Genomic DNA, 15,094 nt, shown 5'->3' on the forward strand with positions numbered 1-15,094 from the left:
GATCCAACCTGTCACGCCGCCGTCATCTGCTCCAGCCAACCAATGATCCGGATGGCTTCGTCCCGGTCATTGCCACACACCTCCACCTCAGCCTTGAAGCCCCCACACACCTTGGGCCGTTCGGGCTTGCCGAACAGCATGCACAGGTTGTCGACATCGAGCTGCAGGCAGCGTTCACCGGCCGGCTTGCCCTGCGGCATGCCAGGGATCGGCGAACTGATGGACGGGGCGATGCAGCAGGCACCACAGCCCTCGCGGCAATTCATGAAAACAGGACTCCCAGAAGCAGAACGGGACGAACGTCCCTGGATACTAACCGCTCAAACATACGTTTGAAATTGCCAGGCAGATGAAATCGTCGGTGACCCGGCAGTCAGTTGCGGAATTCGAAATCGATGGCTGCGCCTTCCACATCACGACGGCTGTCGTTGCGCATCTGCAGCTGCATCTCGTTGCTGATCAGCCGCCCATTGAGCTGGAACGGGCTGCTGTCGGACTCAGGCTTGGCGGGGAACATCGACGGCAGCAACGGCTTGCGCACCACCGGTGCGTCGCCGACATCCGGCTCGAGCTTATTGACCATGCCCTTGGGCAGGCTCAGGTCGAGCTTGGCCTTGGGCAAGGGTTTGGCGACCGCCTTGCTCGCCGGCCTGGCCTTGGGTTTGGGTTTGGCCTGGGCTTTTGGCTTGGCTTTGGCCGGCGCCTTCGCGTCAGGCGCGCCCTGCGCTTTGGTTGCAGGTTTGGCCTGTACCTTGGCCGCAGGCTCGGCTGCCATTGCCTGCCCCATGGGCAAGGCCGGCATAGCAAAACACAGGGCAAGGATCAGGGGACGTAACGCTTTCATGGCAACCGCAGCAGAGTCTAAAGACGCTTATGCTCCCTGTTCCCCGCCTTTCTGACAAGCCTACAAAAGTGAGACTGTCGACTCCCTGCACAATTGCTGGGCCAGAAGGCCAAGAGTAATCACCGCGCGCTCGGCCTCCTTGCTCCAGGGAATACCGCAGTTGAGCCGAATGCAGTGGTTGAACTGCTCGGTGTTACTGAAGATCAGCCCCGGCGCAATGCTGATGCCCTGCTCCAGCGCGCGCACATGCAGCTCTTGGGTGTTCACCCGCCCAGGCAGGCTGATCCACAGGATGAAGCCGCCAGTCGGGCGGGTCATCTGTGTACCTTCAGGGAAGTGCTGCTGCACCGCCAGCTGGTAAGCGCTGAGGTTCTTGCGGTACTCCTGGCGGATGTAACGCAGGTGGCGATCGTAACCGCCGTTTTCCAGATACGCCGCCACGGCCATCTGCGTGACGCTGCAGGCCGAATGGGTGGTGAAGGTCTGCAGGCGCTGGATCTCGTCCTGGTAGCGACCGGCGATCATCCAGCCCACCCGCACCCCCGGCGATAGCGTCTTGGAGAAGCTCGAGCAGTAAATTACCCGGTCAAGCCGGTCATAGGCCTTGAGCGCCTTGGTGCGGCCCTGCTCGAACATCAGCTCGCCGTAGATATCGTCCTCGACGATCTGGATGTCGAAGTCCGAGGCCAGGCGCAGCAGCTGCTTCTGCCGCTCTTCGGGGATGGTGCCACCCAGCGGGTTGCTCAGCCGCGCGGTCAGCACCAGGGCCTTGATCGACCACTGGTTGGCCGCCAGTTGCAATGCCTCCAGGCTGATGCCGGTGGACGGGTCGCTTGGGATCTCGATGACCTTCAAGCCGAGCAGATCGGCCAGTTGCAGCAACCCATAGTAGGTCGGCGACTCGGCGGCGATCAGGTCGCCTGGGCGGGTGAGCACGCGCAAGGCCATCTGCAGGGCATCGACGCAGCCATGGGTGACCACCACCTCGCGCGGGTCCACCAGCACACCGGCATCACGCATGCGGATGGCGATCTGCCGGCGCAGCGGCTCGAAGCCCGGGCTGAACATGTAGCTGAACGCGCGCGGGCTGTGAAAGCGGGTGACCTTGGCCAGTTGCTGGTGCAGCGCCCGCACTGGCAGGTAGTCGACATGGGGCACTGCCGCGCCAAAGGGAAACACCCCGTCGCGCCGCGCTTCGGTGAGTACCTGCTGGATGATGCTGGCACGGGTGACCAGCCCCGGGCGCTCGACCCGGGCGATGTCCGGGGTTTGCGCGGTCAGCGCGGGCGTTTGATGCACGTAGTAGCCCGACTGAGGCCGGGCGCGAATCAGCCCCTGGTCCTCGAGGTTGGCGTAGGCCTGCAGCACGGTGGCGTGGCTGACATTGAGCTGGGCGCTCATCTTGCGTACCGAGGGCACCCGCTCGCCTGGCTGGTAGACACCACGGCGGATGTCATCAGCCAGTTGCTGGGCTATGCGCTGGTACAGCAGCAGGTTGGTCATGGCGTGGTCTCGAAGCGCGGACAGGTCGTTGTTCTTGTGTGGCCTACAGCCAGGCCAGAATACCGTAACAGTTGCAAAGTGTACTGGGACAGATCACAGATTAGTCAACAATACAGTTGCCTTACAGCGAAGCGGTGAACAACTGACCAGCGCGCTTGAAGGTATGAACGTGCGAGCGCGCTTGCCCCGCGAGAGCGGTTGAGCTGCCAACCCCATCGCGGGGCAAGCCCGCTCCCACGCACCACCAGCCCCCACCTGACCTCAACGCGCCAGCGAGAGCTTGCCTTTCTCGTCCGAGAAGACGATCTCCACCCGGCGGTTCTGCGCCCGGCCGCGCTCCGAGGCGTTGGCCTCGACCGGGTATTGGTCGCCATAGCCGAGCACTTCGATACGCGACTCCTTCACCCCCAGGTCGACCAGCATGTCGGCCACCGACTGGGCGCGCTCGCGAGACAGACGCAGGTTGTCTTCCGGGGTGCCGGTGCTGTCGGTATAACCCTCGATGCGCACGATGCGCCGCGGGTTGAGCTGGAGGAACTGCACCAGTTTGAGCACAGTGCGGCTGGCGGAGTTCTTCAGTTCGGCCTGATTGGTGTCGAACAGCACATCGCCCAGGGTCATCACCAGGCCACGGTCGCTTTGCTCAGAGGCCAGCGCGGCAATTTGCGCCTCGACCACCTTGCCCTGCTGCTGCACGCTGGCCAGCTTGGCCTCACGCAGGGCCAACTGCAGGCGCTGGCGTTCGAGGTCGAGCTTGGCCAGGCGCTCCTGATTCAGCGCAAGCTTGGCATGCTCGGCAGCGATCTCGCTGTAGCGCTGGCTCAGGTAGGCATAGTGGCGCACATCGCTGCCGGTGCCGATGTAGCCGGCCAGGCGCTCGGCCCGGCCGAGCGACTCACCGGCGCGAATCACGTCGCGCGGCGCGCTGCGCAGTACATCGGAATCGTCCTTGACCTTCTGGAACGCCGCAGTGGCATCATCCAGCGCCGATTCGCTGCGCTGGCTGGCGCACCCCTGCAACCCAACCAGGGCCAGCAGGGCCAGTGCGGCCATTGGCTTGAAGCGGCTCATGGCTGCACCTCCAGTTGCTTGCGCAGGCGCTTGATGCGCGACTGCACCACCTGCAGCTGCTCTTCGCTCTTTTGCGTCAGCACCCGGGCCTCGGCCAGCCGGGCATCGAGCTCGGCCTGCTCGGCGCGCATGCGGGCATCGCGGTAGCTTTCGCCGGCCATGTTGGCCTTGGCGCGGGCCAGCTTGTCTTCGGCCAGTTTGAACTCAGGCACCTGTTCACTGGCGCCGACAGCCTTGGCCTGCTCCAGTGCCTGCTCGGACAGGCGCATCTGCTCCTGGGGAGCGGGGTCGTTGGCACAGCCCGCCAGGCCGGCCATGGCCAGGGCTATTGCTAAGAAACGTGTATTCAAGCCGATTGAGCCTCTTACGCCTGATGACTGGGTGAGAGCCACGAACGCTCATGGCAGAGGGTTCGCGCACAAAGCGGCAATAGTAACCTTGTTGGCGGGGATTTGCGTATCTGGCTGCGGGATGTGTTTCTTTGCCGACCCCATCGCGGGGCAAGCCCGCCTTCACGCAGCAGGGTGCGTGGGGGAGCAGGCTTGCCCCGCGACAGGGTCGACGCCGAAGGCGCCGAACTCCGTCAGAACAGCACCGGTGCAGCTCGCTATACGAAGCATCGATCAAACAGATCATCTGCTGCGTTCATGAATGATGCCCGCAAGGCCCAGGCCAGAACCGCCGCAAACGGACGTTTCATGGCCTGCGACGGGCATCAGGGGCAATGAACAAGGGGAAGCCATCGTGCAGCACCGGCGTGCGGCTGCGGGTTGCCGCGGGAAAGGTAAGTGAGGTTCTTGGCCCTCGGGGTGCTATTGAACGAGCAGCTCATGGGGCAACACGCGCAAGCTCAAATTCCAGGTAAGCAAGCAGTTGAAACAGAGAAACGCGCAAACCCTGTTGCGCCCTGCACTGCCTCAGCAACTCCAATACATCGGCGATATGGCTCACTTTTATAATGACTCCCGATCAACTGTCTACGCCTGCAACAAGGCGGTTTCATTGAACACTTGAATTCGGATAATCTCGAAAGTGCCCGCCTTGTTGCCTGACCAACAGTCTATGGCCTGCTACGACGGCGCCAGAATCGACATTTTATAAGGTCTATTGGTTACCTCTTGTTATGGTCAAACATACCGAACCGGATCAGACGCTGATCAAGATGCCGTCGCTGCGGGCAGTGAAAGCCTTCGTTGCCGCCGCCCGCTACCAGAACTTCACCCGCGCCGCCGAGGCGCTGTGCGTGACCCAGGCGGCCATCAGCCGGCAAATCCGCGAGCTGGAGGAGCACCTGGGCGCCGAGCTGTTCAGCCGCACCGGCCGCGCGGTGGAGCTGACCGCCGCCGGGGCGATCTTCTTCGATGCGGTGCAGTTGTCGTTCACCAACATCGCCCAGGCCGCCGAGCGCGTGCGCAACAGCCAGTTGCCCAAGCAGCGGGTGACGCTGTGCTGCTCGCCTGCATTCGCCAACTTCTGGCTGGGGCCGCGGCTGCCGGCGTTTTTCGAAGCCTACCCCGAGATCGACCTGGACCTGGTGGTCACGCAGAACTTCCTGACCCTGGAGAACGGCCTGCGCCCGGACATCATCATCTGCAAGATGGCCAAGGGCGGCGACGGCTACCACAGCCAGCCGCTGATGTGCGACGTGATCTACCCGGTGTGCACGCCGCAGTACCTGGCGCAGCACCCCGAGGCGGCAACGCTCGAGGGCATCCGTGACAGCGCACTGCTGAACCTGAGCCCCTACGGGCGCTCGCAGGTGGCCGAGCACGTCGACTGGAAGGTCTGGTTCGCCTACCAGGATGTCGACTTTGCCCAGCGCGCCAGCCACGCACCGTTGCTGTTCAGCGCCAACGACTACAACGTGCTGCTGCAACTGACCCTGGCCCACCAGGGCGTGGCCCTGGGCTGGCACTACCTGGTCGCCCCGCTGGTGGAACAAGGGCTGCTGGTACGGCCGGTAGAAGAGCGCCTGGTACACCGCAATACCCTGCACTACCTGAGTATCAACGAAACCCGCAGCCACGACCCCAGTTGCTGCAAGTTGCGCGAATGGCTGGCAGAACAGTTCGAAGGCGAAGCACTGGAAGACGATAACGCCGATAGATAACCCCAGCTCATCAATTCATAACCTTAAATGTTGCTGTTGTACTTCACTCGCCTTCCCTACTCTTTACCTCAGCACCCTGACCGGCCCTGAGGTTTTATCCGACCTCACCCAAACCTACTGAAGTTTGAATAAAACTGGCCATTGCGCCAGCGGACTTCTGCACCTTGAAAACAAAACTTATACAAAACAATTAGAGGTCAAACCACGATGTCCGCATTCAAGTTCTCTGGCATCAACCTGGCCATCACCACCCCGTTCGACGCCCAGGGCAAGATCGACTTCGCCCGTTTTGAGGCACTGATCGAGCGTTACCTGGCGGCAGGCATACAGGGCTTCGTGCTGAGCTCCGGCACCGGCATGCACGTGTACCTGAGCAAGGACGAGTCCAAGCAACTGGTGGCCTTCGGTGCCCAGGTGATCGACGGCCGCGCCCGGGTCATCGCCCAGACCTCCGCGCTGCTGGCCGATGAAGTGGTCGAGCGCACCCGCCACGCCGCCGACTGCGGCGCCGACGGGGTGATGGTGCTGCCGCCGTTCTTCGAGGGCCCGACCGACGATGCGGGCATCATCGACTTCTACACCACCGTTGCCAGCGCCGGCCTGCCGGTCATCGGCTACAACGTGCCCCAGGCCGTGGGCGTGGAAGTGACCCCGGCCCTGTTCGAACAGCTCAGCCAGATCCCCAACTTCGTTTCGGTCAAGGACAGCAGCGGCGACCTCGCCGCCCAGGCCGCGCTGATCCGCACCGGCCTGCCGACCATGAACGGCGCCGACCCGCTGGCGCCCTACGCCCTGTATGCCGGCGCCGCCGGGCTGATCTGGGGCGGCGCCAACATGGCCCCGCGCAGTTGCGTGGCATTCGTCAATGCCGCGCTCCAGAAGCAATGGGACCGCGCCCGCGACCTGTGGCGCGATATCGAGCCGGCAATGTCGCTGATCTGGCAGGGCGACTACGTGCAGTCGGTGTATGCCGGTGCCGAGCTGGCCGGTTACGGCGCCGGCAACCCGCGCCGCCCGCTGGCGCGCCTGGGCGCCGACAAAGCCGCCACCCTCGAGGCCGCGCTGGCCCCGCTGCTGGCCCGCGAAGCCAGCCTGGCCTGAACCTTCGGAGCGCCAGGCAGTTGCAGGGGTTGGGCGAGGCGCACGAGATCCTCGACGCCAAGGGCATCCAGGCGGTGACCGGCAGCGCTTTGTACACCTCGGGCCTGTACATGCCAACCTCAGCGTGCGCGAGTGGCGGGCGGGGGCGGAGTGAGCATCAAGGCATAGGCTGCCTGCATCGGCCTCATCGCCGGCAAGCCGGCTCTCATAGAACAAACTATAACTCATTGATTTAACACGGTCCCTGTGGGAAGCGGCCTTGCCGGGGCGCCGTCCGGTCGGGATGGGGCGCGAAGCGGCCCCAAGGTCTCGGCCTCATGCAAGATTGCCGGGGCTGCTGCGCAGCCCATCCCGACCGGACGGCGCCCCGGCAAGGCCGCTTCCCACAGGGACCGTGGAGCATCTGCCAGACCAGTTCTCTGCGCGACAGCGCAGCCCGGAAGGGCTGGGGGATCTCCTACATGAACTGTTAGCCCTGCGCCTTACCTGTAGGAGCCGGCTTGCCGGCGATGAGGCCGATGCAGGCTTTACTCCCACAGAACAGCCGGTTACTGCACCGCAGGCTGCATCTGCGCCTTCCAGCGCTCCACATTACGCTGCAGCACCGCCTCCGAAGCCCCGGAAATCGGCAGCTCGGTGAGCTTCTTGGCCAACTGCCCACGCAACCAGCTGTCGTTGCACGCCGAGTTATGCGAAACCGCCAGGTACAGCCCCGGCCGGTCCACCGGCAGGCCGCGGGCGATCAGGCTGTCGCCAACCCCCAGGCTCTGCGCCAGGGCCATGCCCGAGTAGCGCCCGGCCAGAACATAGTCCACCTGCCCGAGCACCAGCTTCTGGAACGCCTGGGTCAGGTTTTGCGAAGGGTCCAGCTTGAGCTGGGCCTTGGCGAACGCCTCGAAAGCCGGGGTCAGGCGCGCCTTCTGCGAAACGCTGCCCTTGTAGCGGGCCAGGTCCGCCGGGCCGTTGAACTCCAGCACAGCGTCGTGGCGGGTCCATACCAGGTATTCGTTGAGCTGCAACGGCGGGTGAATGTAGTCCAGCGCGGTCAGCTGGGTGACCTGCATCGGCGTATCGAGCAGCAGGTCCATGCGCCCGCTGCGCACCTCTTCCAGTGCCTGCTCGCGCTTGCCGGCATGCAGCACCTCCACCTTCAAGCCCAGCTCGCCCGCCACCTGGCGCAACAGGTCGACGTTGGCGCCGATCAGGTGGTTCGGGTCTTGCGGGTCCTGCCAGGAATACGGCGGCGCATCCGGGCTGCCGGTGACTACCAGGCGCTCGCACTTGCCCGCCGCCCACACCGGGGCGGACAGCAACGCCAGTGCACAGGCCAGCACCCTTGAACTCGAACCAAACGCCATGCCCAGCACTCCTCGTCTTCCATAAAAAAAACCCGGCCCCCCATGACAGGGGCCGGGCTTCTTTATAGGTGAAGCAGGCGGATCAGACCAGCTTTTCCAGCTCTGGCACTGCTTCGAACAGGTCGGCGACCAGGCCGTAGTCGGCTACCTGGAAGATCGGCGCCTCCTCGTCCTTGTTGATCGCAACGATCACTTTCGAGTCCTTCATGCCGGCCAGGTGCTGGATCGCGCCGGAAATACCAACGGCGATGTACAGCTGTGGCGCAACGATCTTGCCGGTCTGGCCGACCTGCATGTCGTTGGGCACGAAACCTGCGTCGACCGCAGCGCGCGAGGCACCGACGGCAGCGCCGAGCTTGTCGGCCAGGCTGTACAGGTGCTTGAAGTTGTCACCGTTGCCCATGCCGCGGCCGCCGGAAACGACGATCTTGGCAGCGGTCAGCTCTGGGCGGTCGGACTTGGCCAGCTCTTCGCCGACAAAGGCCGAGATGCCGGCATTGTGCGCAGCGCCGACAGCTTCGACGGCAGCCGAGCCACCTTCGGCGGCCACGGCGTCGAAGCCGGTGGTACGCACGGTGATGACTTTGACCGAGGCGCTCGATTGCACGGTGGCAATGGCGTTACCGGCGTAGATCGGGCGCTTGAAGGTGTCGGCGGCTTCGACCGAGATGATCTCGGAGATCTGGTCGACGTCCAGCAGCGCGGCAACGCGCGGCAGGATGTTCTTGCCGTTGGTGGTGGCCGGGGCCAGCACGTGGCTGTAACCCTTGGCCAGCTCGACGATCAGCGGCGCGACGTTTTCCGGCAGCACGTGGGCGTAGGCGGCGTTATCAGCGACCAGTACCTTGGCAACACCGGCAATCTTGGCGGCGGCTTCGGCAACGCCACCGACGTTCTGGCCTGCGACCAGCACGTGGATATCACCACCGATCTTGGCGGCAGCGGCGACAGTGTTCAGAGTGGCCGGGGCTACGGCACCGTTCTCGTGTTCAGCGACAACCAGGATAGTCATTTAGATTACCTTCGCTTCGTTCTTCAGCTTCTCGACCAGTTCGGCCACCGATTTGACCTTGATGCCAGCGCTGCGGGCAGCCGGGGCTTCAACCTTGATGGTCTTGTTGGTGGAGGCCAGCGTTACGCCCAGCGCATCTGGAGTGACGGTTTCCAGCGGCTTCTTCTTGGCCTTCATGATGTTCGGCAGCGACGCGTAGCGCGGCTCGTTCAGACGCAGGTCGGTGGTGACGATGGCTGGCAGGTTCAGCGCAACGGTCTGCAGACCGCCGTCGATTTCACGGGTGACGTTGAGCTTATCGCCCGCCACTTCAACCTTGGAGGCGAAAGTGCCCTGGGCGTAGCCGGTCAGCGCGGCCAGCATCTGGCCGGTCTGGTTGTTGTCGCTGTCGATGGCCTGCTTGCCGAGGATGACCAGCTGCGGCTGCTCTTTATCGACAACAGCTTTCAGCGCCTTGGCCACAGCCAGGGAGTTCAGCTCATCGGCGGCTTCGACCAGGATGGCGCGGTCGGCACCCAGGGCCAGGGCAGTACGCAGTTGCTCCTGGGCGGTGGTCGGGCCAACGGAAACCACGACGATCTCGGTCGCCACGCCTTTTTCTTTCAGGCGGACGGCTTCTTCGACGGCGATTTCGCAGAAGGGGTTCATGGACATCTTGACGTTTGCAAGGTCGACGCCGGAGTTGTCCGCCTTGACGCGAACCTTGACGTTGTAGTCGACCACTCGTTTGACAGCTACAAGAACCTTCATGGATTCCTCGTTACTCTCCGGTGAAAAGAAGATCGCCTGGGGGCTGCCCGGCGAATGCGCGTGGGTACAAGGGCACCTCTGAAAACGTAACGCAGCAGGTAGATTTAAGGAAAACCATCACATGACCGATCAGTCTTGTTCAGACCCCAAGGGCAAAACCCGCGGGTCATTTTCTGTCGTGGCGTGTAGACTCCACTACAAAACCTGATTCGGCCCGTAAACCCTGCTCCACGCCTGGTCTTTAGGGGTGCACCTGCGCCCGACGGACAGCCTACGGCGAGCGTAAAAGCGCTCGTATCTTGACCGTAACACCCAATCGGGTCAATACGGCAAATTGGCCAGCCTCCAGCCGCGCTCCTGTGATTTTACTGGGCTCCGGCAAATTCAAACAAACGTTTGTATTGGACCCGTCAAGTGGTGTAGATATAATGCGCGGCCAAGACAAAACGGTGTAGTCCGTCATTCCCGCTGCTACAGCCCAGTCAGCCGCGCATGACCGTCCCCGCACCCAAAAAAGACAAAGCAACAGCACGAGCCTTGATGAGTAGGAGAGAACCAGTGGAACGCGAATACATGGAATTCGACGTGGTCATCGTCGGCGCAGGCCCGGCGGGCCTCTCGGCCGCCTGCCGCCTGAAGCAGAAGGCCGCCGAAGCCGGTAGCGAGATCAGCGTCTGCGTGGTCGAGAAAGGCTCCGAAGTCGGTGCCCACATTCTCTCCGGCGCCGTGTTCGAGCCCCGCGCCCTGAACGAGCTGTTCCCCGACTGGAAAGAACTCGGCGCGCCGCTGAACACCGAAGTGAAGCGCGATGACATCTACGTGCTCAAGGATGCCGGCAACGCCACCAAAGTGCCTGACCTGTTCGTGCCCAAGACCATGCACAACCAGGGCAACTACATCATCTCCCTGGGCAACCTGTGCCGCTGGCTGGCCCAGCAGGCCGAGAACCTTGGCGTGGAAATCTACCCGGGCTTCGCTGCCCAGGAAGCGCTGTTCGACGAGCAAGGCGTGGTGCGCGGCATCATCACCGGCGACCTGGGTGTGGACCGCGAAGGCAACCCGAAGGACGGCCTGTACACCCCGGGCATGGAACTGCGCGCCAAGTACACCCTGTTCGCCGAAGGCTGCCGCGGCCATATCGGCAAGCAACTGATCAAGCGCTTCGACCTGGACAACGAGTCCGACGTGCAGCACTACGGCATCGGCCTCAAGGAAATCTGGGAAATCGACCCGGCCAAGCACGAGCAGGGCCTGGTGGTGCACACCGCCGGCTGGCCGCTGGACGTGGTCAGCGCCGAGAACACCGGCGGCTCGTTCCTTTATCACCTGGAAAACAACCAGGTGGTGGTCGGCCTGATCGTCGACCTGTCGTACTCCAACCCTTACCTGTCGCCATTCGACGAGTTCCAGCGCCTCAAGCACCACCCGGTGATGAGCCAGTACCTCGAAGGCGGCAAGCGCATCAGCTACGGCGCCCGCGCCATCTGCAAGGGCGGCCTGAACTCGCTGCCCAAGATGGTGTTCAACGGCGGCGCCCTGATCGGCTGTGACCTGGGCACCCTGAACTTCTCCAAGATCAAGGGCAGCCACACCGCAATGAAGTCTGGCATGCTCGCCGCCGAAGCGGTGGCCGACGCACTGATTGCCGGCAGCGAAGGCGGCGACCTGCTCAATGGCTACGTCACCGCATTCAAGGCCAGCTGGCTGCATGAAGAGCTGTTCGCCAGCCGCAACTTCGGCCCGGCGCTGCACAAGTTCGGCCCACTGCTCGGCGGCGCGTTCAACTACGTCGACCAGAACTGGTTCGCCGGCAAGCTGCCATTCACCCTGCACGACACCAAGCCGGACTACGCCTGCCTCAAGCTTGCGGCCGACTCGAAGAAAATCGACTACCCGAAACCCGACGGCAAGCTCAGCTTCGACAAGCTCAGTTCGGTATTCCTCTCCAGCACCAACCATGAAGAGGAACAACCCTGCCACCTGAAACTGGCCGACCCGAACATCCCGATCGCCAGCAACCTGCCGCTGTACGACGAACCGGCGCAGCGCTACTGCCCGGCCGGCGTGTACGAGGTGGTGGCTCAGGAAGACGGCAGCAAGCGCTTCCAGATCAACGCGCAGAACTGCGTGCACTGCAAGACCTGCGACATCAAGGACCCGGCCCAGAACATCACCTGGGTCACCCCGGAAGGCGCCGGCGGGCCGACTTACCCGAACATGTAAGGCCCCTGCCCTTGCGGCAAAAAAAGCCCCCAGGCCTTGCGGCCCGGGGGCTTTTTCGTATCAGGCGCTGCGCACTTCATCGAACAGTTCGGGGTGGCGATCAAGCAGCTTGAACAGCTTGATCAACGCCACCGGCGGGCGGGTCTTGCCGTTTTCGTAGCGGGAGAAGGCATTGACGCCACCGCCAAAGATCTCGCCGGCTTCGCGCTGGTCGAGGTCGAACTTGCGCCGGATGGTGGCGATGAAGCCTGGGTCGACAGCCTGCGCATTGACTCGTTTGTTAAAGGCCAGCATCAGGTCGCTGATACGCCCTGACTCCTCCATATCCAATATTCCCTCGCCGCATGCCGGGCAGTAATCGCCCCGAATATCCGTAATCAACAGCGTTTGCCCCTTGTATCGATACGGCATGTCCTGCGCTTCGGCGACCAACTCAGCCCCACCACAAAGTGGACATTTCATTTCAAAGCTCCTTGAAGGGCGGACAATGGGGCGTTCTCTGTTCCATGAGAAATTAACCTTCCAGGTTATTTTTGGCCAATTGGTTATTCCAATCACCCGGAAGTCTGCCCCGCCCGAGGCCCGGCACTAGCCCCTCATTTGTCACCACACATGATCGGCGCCGGCTCTGCGACAAAGGCCAGCGGCTCGCGACGCCCGAAGTACAGCGCCGTCAGCAGCCCCACCGTGCCCATGACCAGACAAAAGCCGACACACACCCACGGGCTCCAAGGCATCAGCGCAATCAGCGCCAGCGGCGTGGTGCTGGCCCACAGGGCATAGGCCACGTTATAGGTGAACGAGATGCCCGACACCCGGATCTGTGCCGGGAACAACCCGACCATCACCGAAGGCACCACCCCCACCACCCCGCACGACAGCCCGGCCAGGGCATAGGCCAGCCAGGCCGCGCCCCACTGCCCCACCAGGCTGGCATACAGCGCGCCAATGCCCAACGGCAGCAACAGGCTGTAGATCATCAGCGCGCGCCAGGCGCCGATACGGTCCACCAGGAGCCCGGCCAGCACGCAGCCGATATTCAAAAAGACAATCCCCACGCTGCTCAGGGCGAAGGTGTGCCCGGCGCTCATGCCGAAACGCTGCTGCATCACCGTGGGGGTGATCACCACCAGCACCACCACCGCAGACGTGAGTACACAGGTCAGCAGCGCCGCCGGGATCAACGCCCGCCGGTGCTCGCTCAGCACGCTGCGCAGCGGGAAGCTCACCGGCGGCTCCCGGCGCTCACGCAGGGCCAGGAACACCGGCGTTTCGCTCAACCAGCGGCGCAGCCACACACCAATCACGCCAAACACGCCACCGAGCAGAAACGGGTAGCGCCAGGCGTAGTCGAGGATCTCCTGCGGGCTGTACAACTGCGCCAGCGCCGTGGCGGTGAGCGCGCCCAGCAGGTAGCCAAAGGTCAGCCCGGCCTGCAAAAAGCCCAGTGCATAACCGCGCCGCCCCACAGGCGCGTGCTCGGCGACGAAGGTCCAGGCACTCGGCACCTCGCCCCCCACCGCCGCCCCCTGCAAAATGCGCAGGGCCAGCAGAATCAAGGGCGCGGCATAGCCGATGTCGGCGTAGGTCGGCATCACCCCGATCAGCAGGCACGGCAGCGCCATCATCAGGATGCTCAGGCTGAACACCCGCTTGCGCCCCAGGTGGTCGGCAAAGTGCGCCATGAGAATGCCGCCCAAAGGCCTTGCCAGGTAACCGGTGACGAAGATGCCAAAGCTCTGCAGCAGGCGCAGCCACTCGGGCATTTCGGGCGGGAAGAACAACTGGCTCAGGGTCAGGGCGAAGAACACGAAGATGATGAAGTCGTAGATCTCCAGGGCGCCACCCAGCGCCGCGAGGCCCAAGGTCCGGTGGTCGCTGCGGCTGAAACGGGGCGTGCGGGCGGTATCGATGGCAGTCATGGCAGTTCCGCAGGTCGGCAAAAGGCCAAGAGGATAGCAAATGCCGGCCCTGCAGGCCGCTCAGGAGCTGCGGCTGAACACGGTGTGGCCGAAGTTCATGCGCCGGGGGTAATGCCCCGCACCTGCGGCAAACGCCTCGGGCAGCGGCACCTGCCCCACCACCAGCGGCATGTCGATGATCGCCATGAACGCCTGCAACGCGTCGTTATCGGGTGCACGCGGCAGGCTCACGCTCACCGCCTGGCGCTCGCCCGGCGGCACGGTCGGCACGCGTATCTGTTTGGAGTGGTACAGCAAGGCATGCCGGATCTGCGAACTGACCCGGCAGAACCGCGCCAAATCGACGCCGGCGTGGCTGGCCAGCTCGATGTTGCCCAGCAGCAGGTGAAAGGGTTGCAGGGCGCTGTGCACCAGGCGCTGCAGCTCGTCGAAGCTCTCCACCGGGGCGATGCGGTAGTAGCCAAGGCCATTGAGCAGCCGTTCCAGTTGCAGGCGCTGCAGAGGATGCTCGTCAGCGATGAGGATACGCAGGGATTTGTTGGCCATCGTCCGAACCCGGGCAGTCAGGTGTGAAGGTTCCATGACCAGGACTGCGCCGATACCGGCAAGCCGCAGGCTGGCTGCCCGGGCGGTCTTTCTAGAGCGTTGTCGTGAAACTGCGGGAAATCAAGTTGCCAGCATGGGAAATTTTCAGCCTTCCCACTGCCGCATGCGCTGGCGGCAGTGCTTCATGGCATTGACGATGTGCTTTTCCACCAGGCTGCGGGAGATACCCAGCCGCTCGGCGATCTGCTGGTGCGACAGGCCATCGAGCTTGCGTAGCAGAAAACACTCGCGACAAACCGCACCCAGCTCGTCCAGGGCCTGCTGCATCAGCGCCAGGCGCTGGTCCAGCTGCATGCTCTGGGACGGCGCCGGGCTGTGCCAGCGCTCGTCGCTGTCGAGTACTTCCAACGGCTCGGCCTGGCGCACCTGGTGACGCCGATGGCGATCGACCACCAGGTTCAACGCGGTACGGTAAAGGAACGCCCGCGGGTGCTCGATGCGCTCGCCCTCGCTGCGCTCCAGTACCCGCAGGTAGGCATCATGGGCGACGTCTTCGGCGGCCTGCCGATTACCCAGGCGGGCACAGAGAAAACTCACCAATTCGCGATAGTAATGTTCCACGACGGCACCTGGCGTCTCCCTGCGCAAGCGCTG

The 15,094-nt window shown here is 63.5% G+C and carries 15 protein-coding genes; 3 read left to right on the forward strand and 12 right to left on the reverse strand.

Features of this window, described 5'->3' with window-relative positions:
- Window positions 1-11 precede the first annotated feature (11 nt).
- The 5 genes from KSS93_RS20835 to KSS93_RS20855 all read right to left on the reverse strand — a co-directional run bounded on the left by KSS93_RS20835 (window position 12) and on the right by KSS93_RS20855 (window position 3,735).
- Complete coding sequence (locus KSS93_RS20835; protein WP_217839486.1) at window positions 12-266, reverse strand: YkgJ family cysteine cluster protein; 255 nt, start codon at window positions 264-266, stop codon at window positions 12-14.
- 107 nt (window positions 267-373) lie between these two features.
- Complete coding sequence (locus KSS93_RS20840) at window positions 374-844, reverse strand: hypothetical protein (protein ID WP_217885785.1); 471 nt, start codon at window positions 842-844, stop codon at window positions 374-376.
- 60 nt (window positions 845-904) lie between these two features.
- Complete coding sequence (locus KSS93_RS20845; protein WP_217839488.1) at window positions 905-2,347, reverse strand: aminotransferase-like domain-containing protein; 1,443 nt, start codon at window positions 2,345-2,347, stop codon at window positions 905-907.
- A gap of 261 nt (window positions 2,348-2,608) precedes the next feature.
- Window positions 2,609-3,418, reverse strand: coding sequence for an OmpA family protein (locus KSS93_RS20850; protein ID WP_217885786.1), 810 nt, complete (start codon window positions 3,416-3,418; stop codon window positions 2,609-2,611).
- The gene (locus tag KSS93_RS20855; protein WP_437182136.1) at window positions 3,415-3,735 is read right to left on the reverse strand and encodes a DUF4398 domain-containing protein; all 321 of its coding nucleotides are present in this window, start codon (window positions 3,733-3,735) and stop codon (window positions 3,415-3,417) included. Before KSS93_RS20855 ends, KSS93_RS20850 begins: the two co-directional genes overlap by 4 nt.
- 806 nt (window positions 3,736-4,541) lie before the next feature.
- Between KSS93_RS20855 and KSS93_RS20860 the strand changes: the two genes are divergently transcribed.
- Together KSS93_RS20860 and KSS93_RS20865 are read left to right on the forward strand one after the other, a co-directional pair.
- The gene (locus KSS93_RS20860) at window positions 4,542-5,528 is read left to right on the forward strand and encodes a LysR substrate-binding domain-containing protein (protein WP_217885788.1); all 987 of its coding nucleotides are present in this window, start codon (window positions 4,542-4,544) and stop codon (window positions 5,526-5,528) included.
- A gap of 207 nt (window positions 5,529-5,735) precedes the next feature.
- Complete coding sequence (locus KSS93_RS20865) at window positions 5,736-6,629, forward strand: dihydrodipicolinate synthase family protein (protein WP_217885789.1); 894 nt, start codon at window positions 5,736-5,738, stop codon at window positions 6,627-6,629.
- 548 nt (window positions 6,630-7,177) lie between these two features.
- Here KSS93_RS20865 and KSS93_RS20870 read toward each other — a convergent pair.
- From KSS93_RS20870 to KSS93_RS20880, 3 genes are all read right to left on the reverse strand, one after another.
- Window positions 7,178-7,987, reverse strand: coding sequence for a substrate-binding periplasmic protein (locus tag KSS93_RS20870; protein ID WP_217885790.1), 810 nt, complete (start codon window positions 7,985-7,987; stop codon window positions 7,178-7,180).
- Window positions 7,988-8,069: 82 nt separating this feature from the next.
- Window positions 8,070-8,999: an electron transfer flavoprotein subunit alpha/FixB family protein gene (locus KSS93_RS20875; RefSeq protein ID WP_217885791.1), complete on the reverse strand. Its 930-nt coding sequence runs from the start codon at window positions 8,997-8,999 to the stop codon at window positions 8,070-8,072.
- Window positions 9,000-9,749 (reverse strand): electron transfer flavoprotein subunit beta/FixA family protein, encoded by a 750-nt coding sequence (locus tag KSS93_RS20880; protein WP_217839499.1) that lies wholly within the window; start codon window positions 9,747-9,749, stop codon window positions 9,000-9,002.
- Between the two features lie 540 nt (window positions 9,750-10,289).
- On the opposite strand from KSS93_RS20880, the gene KSS93_RS20885 reads away from it, so the two are divergent.
- Entirely contained in the window at window positions 10,290-11,972 is a 1,683-nt protein-coding gene (locus KSS93_RS20885; RefSeq protein ID WP_217885792.1) for an electron transfer flavoprotein-ubiquinone oxidoreductase, read from the forward strand.
- Window positions 11,973-12,032: 60 nt separating this feature from the next.
- Here KSS93_RS20885 and KSS93_RS20890 read toward each other — a convergent pair whose 3' ends face one another.
- The 4 genes from KSS93_RS20890 to KSS93_RS20905 form a co-directional block, all read right to left on the reverse strand.
- Window positions 12,033-12,434, reverse strand: a complete 402-nt coding sequence (locus KSS93_RS20890) for a type II toxin-antitoxin system MqsA family antitoxin (protein WP_217885793.1) — start codon at window positions 12,432-12,434, stop codon at window positions 12,033-12,035.
- A 134-nt stretch (window positions 12,435-12,568) separates the two neighbouring features.
- Window positions 12,569-13,894: an MFS transporter gene (locus tag KSS93_RS20895; protein ID WP_217885794.1), complete on the reverse strand. Its 1,326-nt coding sequence runs from the start codon at window positions 13,892-13,894 to the stop codon at window positions 12,569-12,571.
- Window positions 13,895-13,954: 60 nt separating this feature from the next.
- Entirely contained in the window at window positions 13,955-14,440 is a 486-nt protein-coding gene (locus KSS93_RS20900; RefSeq protein WP_217885795.1) for a histidine kinase, read from the reverse strand.
- 144 nt (window positions 14,441-14,584) lie between these two features.
- Window positions 14,585-15,061: a sigma-70 family RNA polymerase sigma factor gene (locus KSS93_RS20905; protein WP_217885796.1), complete on the reverse strand. Its 477-nt coding sequence runs from the start codon at window positions 15,059-15,061 to the stop codon at window positions 14,585-14,587.
- Window positions 15,062-15,094: the final 33 nt, after the last annotated feature.

This window comes from Pseudomonas xanthosomatis, from assembly GCF_019139835.1.
GTDB lineage: Bacteria > Pseudomonadota > Gammaproteobacteria > Pseudomonadales > Pseudomonadaceae > Aquipseudomonas > Aquipseudomonas fakonensis.

Excerpts from the sequence above, each read along its gene's own strand:
- KSS93_RS20835 (WP_217839486.1), bottom strand. The coding sequence starts at position 266 with ATGAATTGCCGCGAGGGCTGTGGTGCCTGCTGCATCGCCCCGTCCATC.
- KSS93_RS20840 (WP_217885785.1), bottom strand. The coding sequence starts at position 844 with ATGAAAGCGTTACGTCCCCTGATCCTTGCCCTGTGTTTTGCTATGCCG.
- KSS93_RS20845 (WP_217839488.1), bottom strand. The coding sequence starts at position 2,347 with ATGACCAACCTGCTGCTGTACCAGCGCATAGCCCAGCAACTGGCTGAT.
- KSS93_RS20850 (WP_217885786.1), bottom strand. The coding sequence starts at position 3,418 with ATGAGCCGCTTCAAGCCAATGGCCGCACTGGCCCTGCTGGCCCTGGTT.
- KSS93_RS20855 (WP_437182136.1), bottom strand. The coding sequence starts at position 3,735 with ATGGCCGGCCTGGCGGGCTGTGCCAACGACCCCGCTCCCCAGGAGCAG.
- KSS93_RS20860 (WP_217885788.1), top strand. The coding sequence starts at position 4,542 with ATGGTCAAACATACCGAACCGGATCAGACGCTGATCAAGATGCCGTCG.
- KSS93_RS20865 (WP_217885789.1), top strand. The coding sequence starts at position 5,736 with ATGTCCGCATTCAAGTTCTCTGGCATCAACCTGGCCATCACCACCCCG.
- KSS93_RS20870 (WP_217885790.1), bottom strand. The coding sequence starts at position 7,987 with ATGGCGTTTGGTTCGAGTTCAAGGGTGCTGGCCTGTGCACTGGCGTTG.
- KSS93_RS20875 (WP_217885791.1), bottom strand. The coding sequence starts at position 8,999 with ATGACTATCCTGGTTGTCGCTGAACACGAGAACGGTGCCGTAGCCCCG.
- KSS93_RS20880 (WP_217839499.1), bottom strand. The coding sequence starts at position 9,749 with ATGAAGGTTCTTGTAGCTGTCAAACGAGTGGTCGACTACAACGTCAAG.
- KSS93_RS20885 (WP_217885792.1), top strand. The coding sequence starts at position 10,290 with ATGAGTAGGAGAGAACCAGTGGAACGCGAATACATGGAATTCGACGTG.
- KSS93_RS20890 (WP_217885793.1), bottom strand. The coding sequence starts at position 12,434 with ATGAAATGTCCACTTTGTGGTGGGGCTGAGTTGGTCGCCGAAGCGCAG.
- KSS93_RS20895 (WP_217885794.1), bottom strand. The coding sequence starts at position 13,894 with ATGACTGCCATCGATACCGCCCGCACGCCCCGTTTCAGCCGCAGCGAC.
- KSS93_RS20900 (WP_217885795.1), bottom strand. The coding sequence starts at position 14,440 with ATGGCCAACAAATCCCTGCGTATCCTCATCGCTGACGAGCATCCTCTG.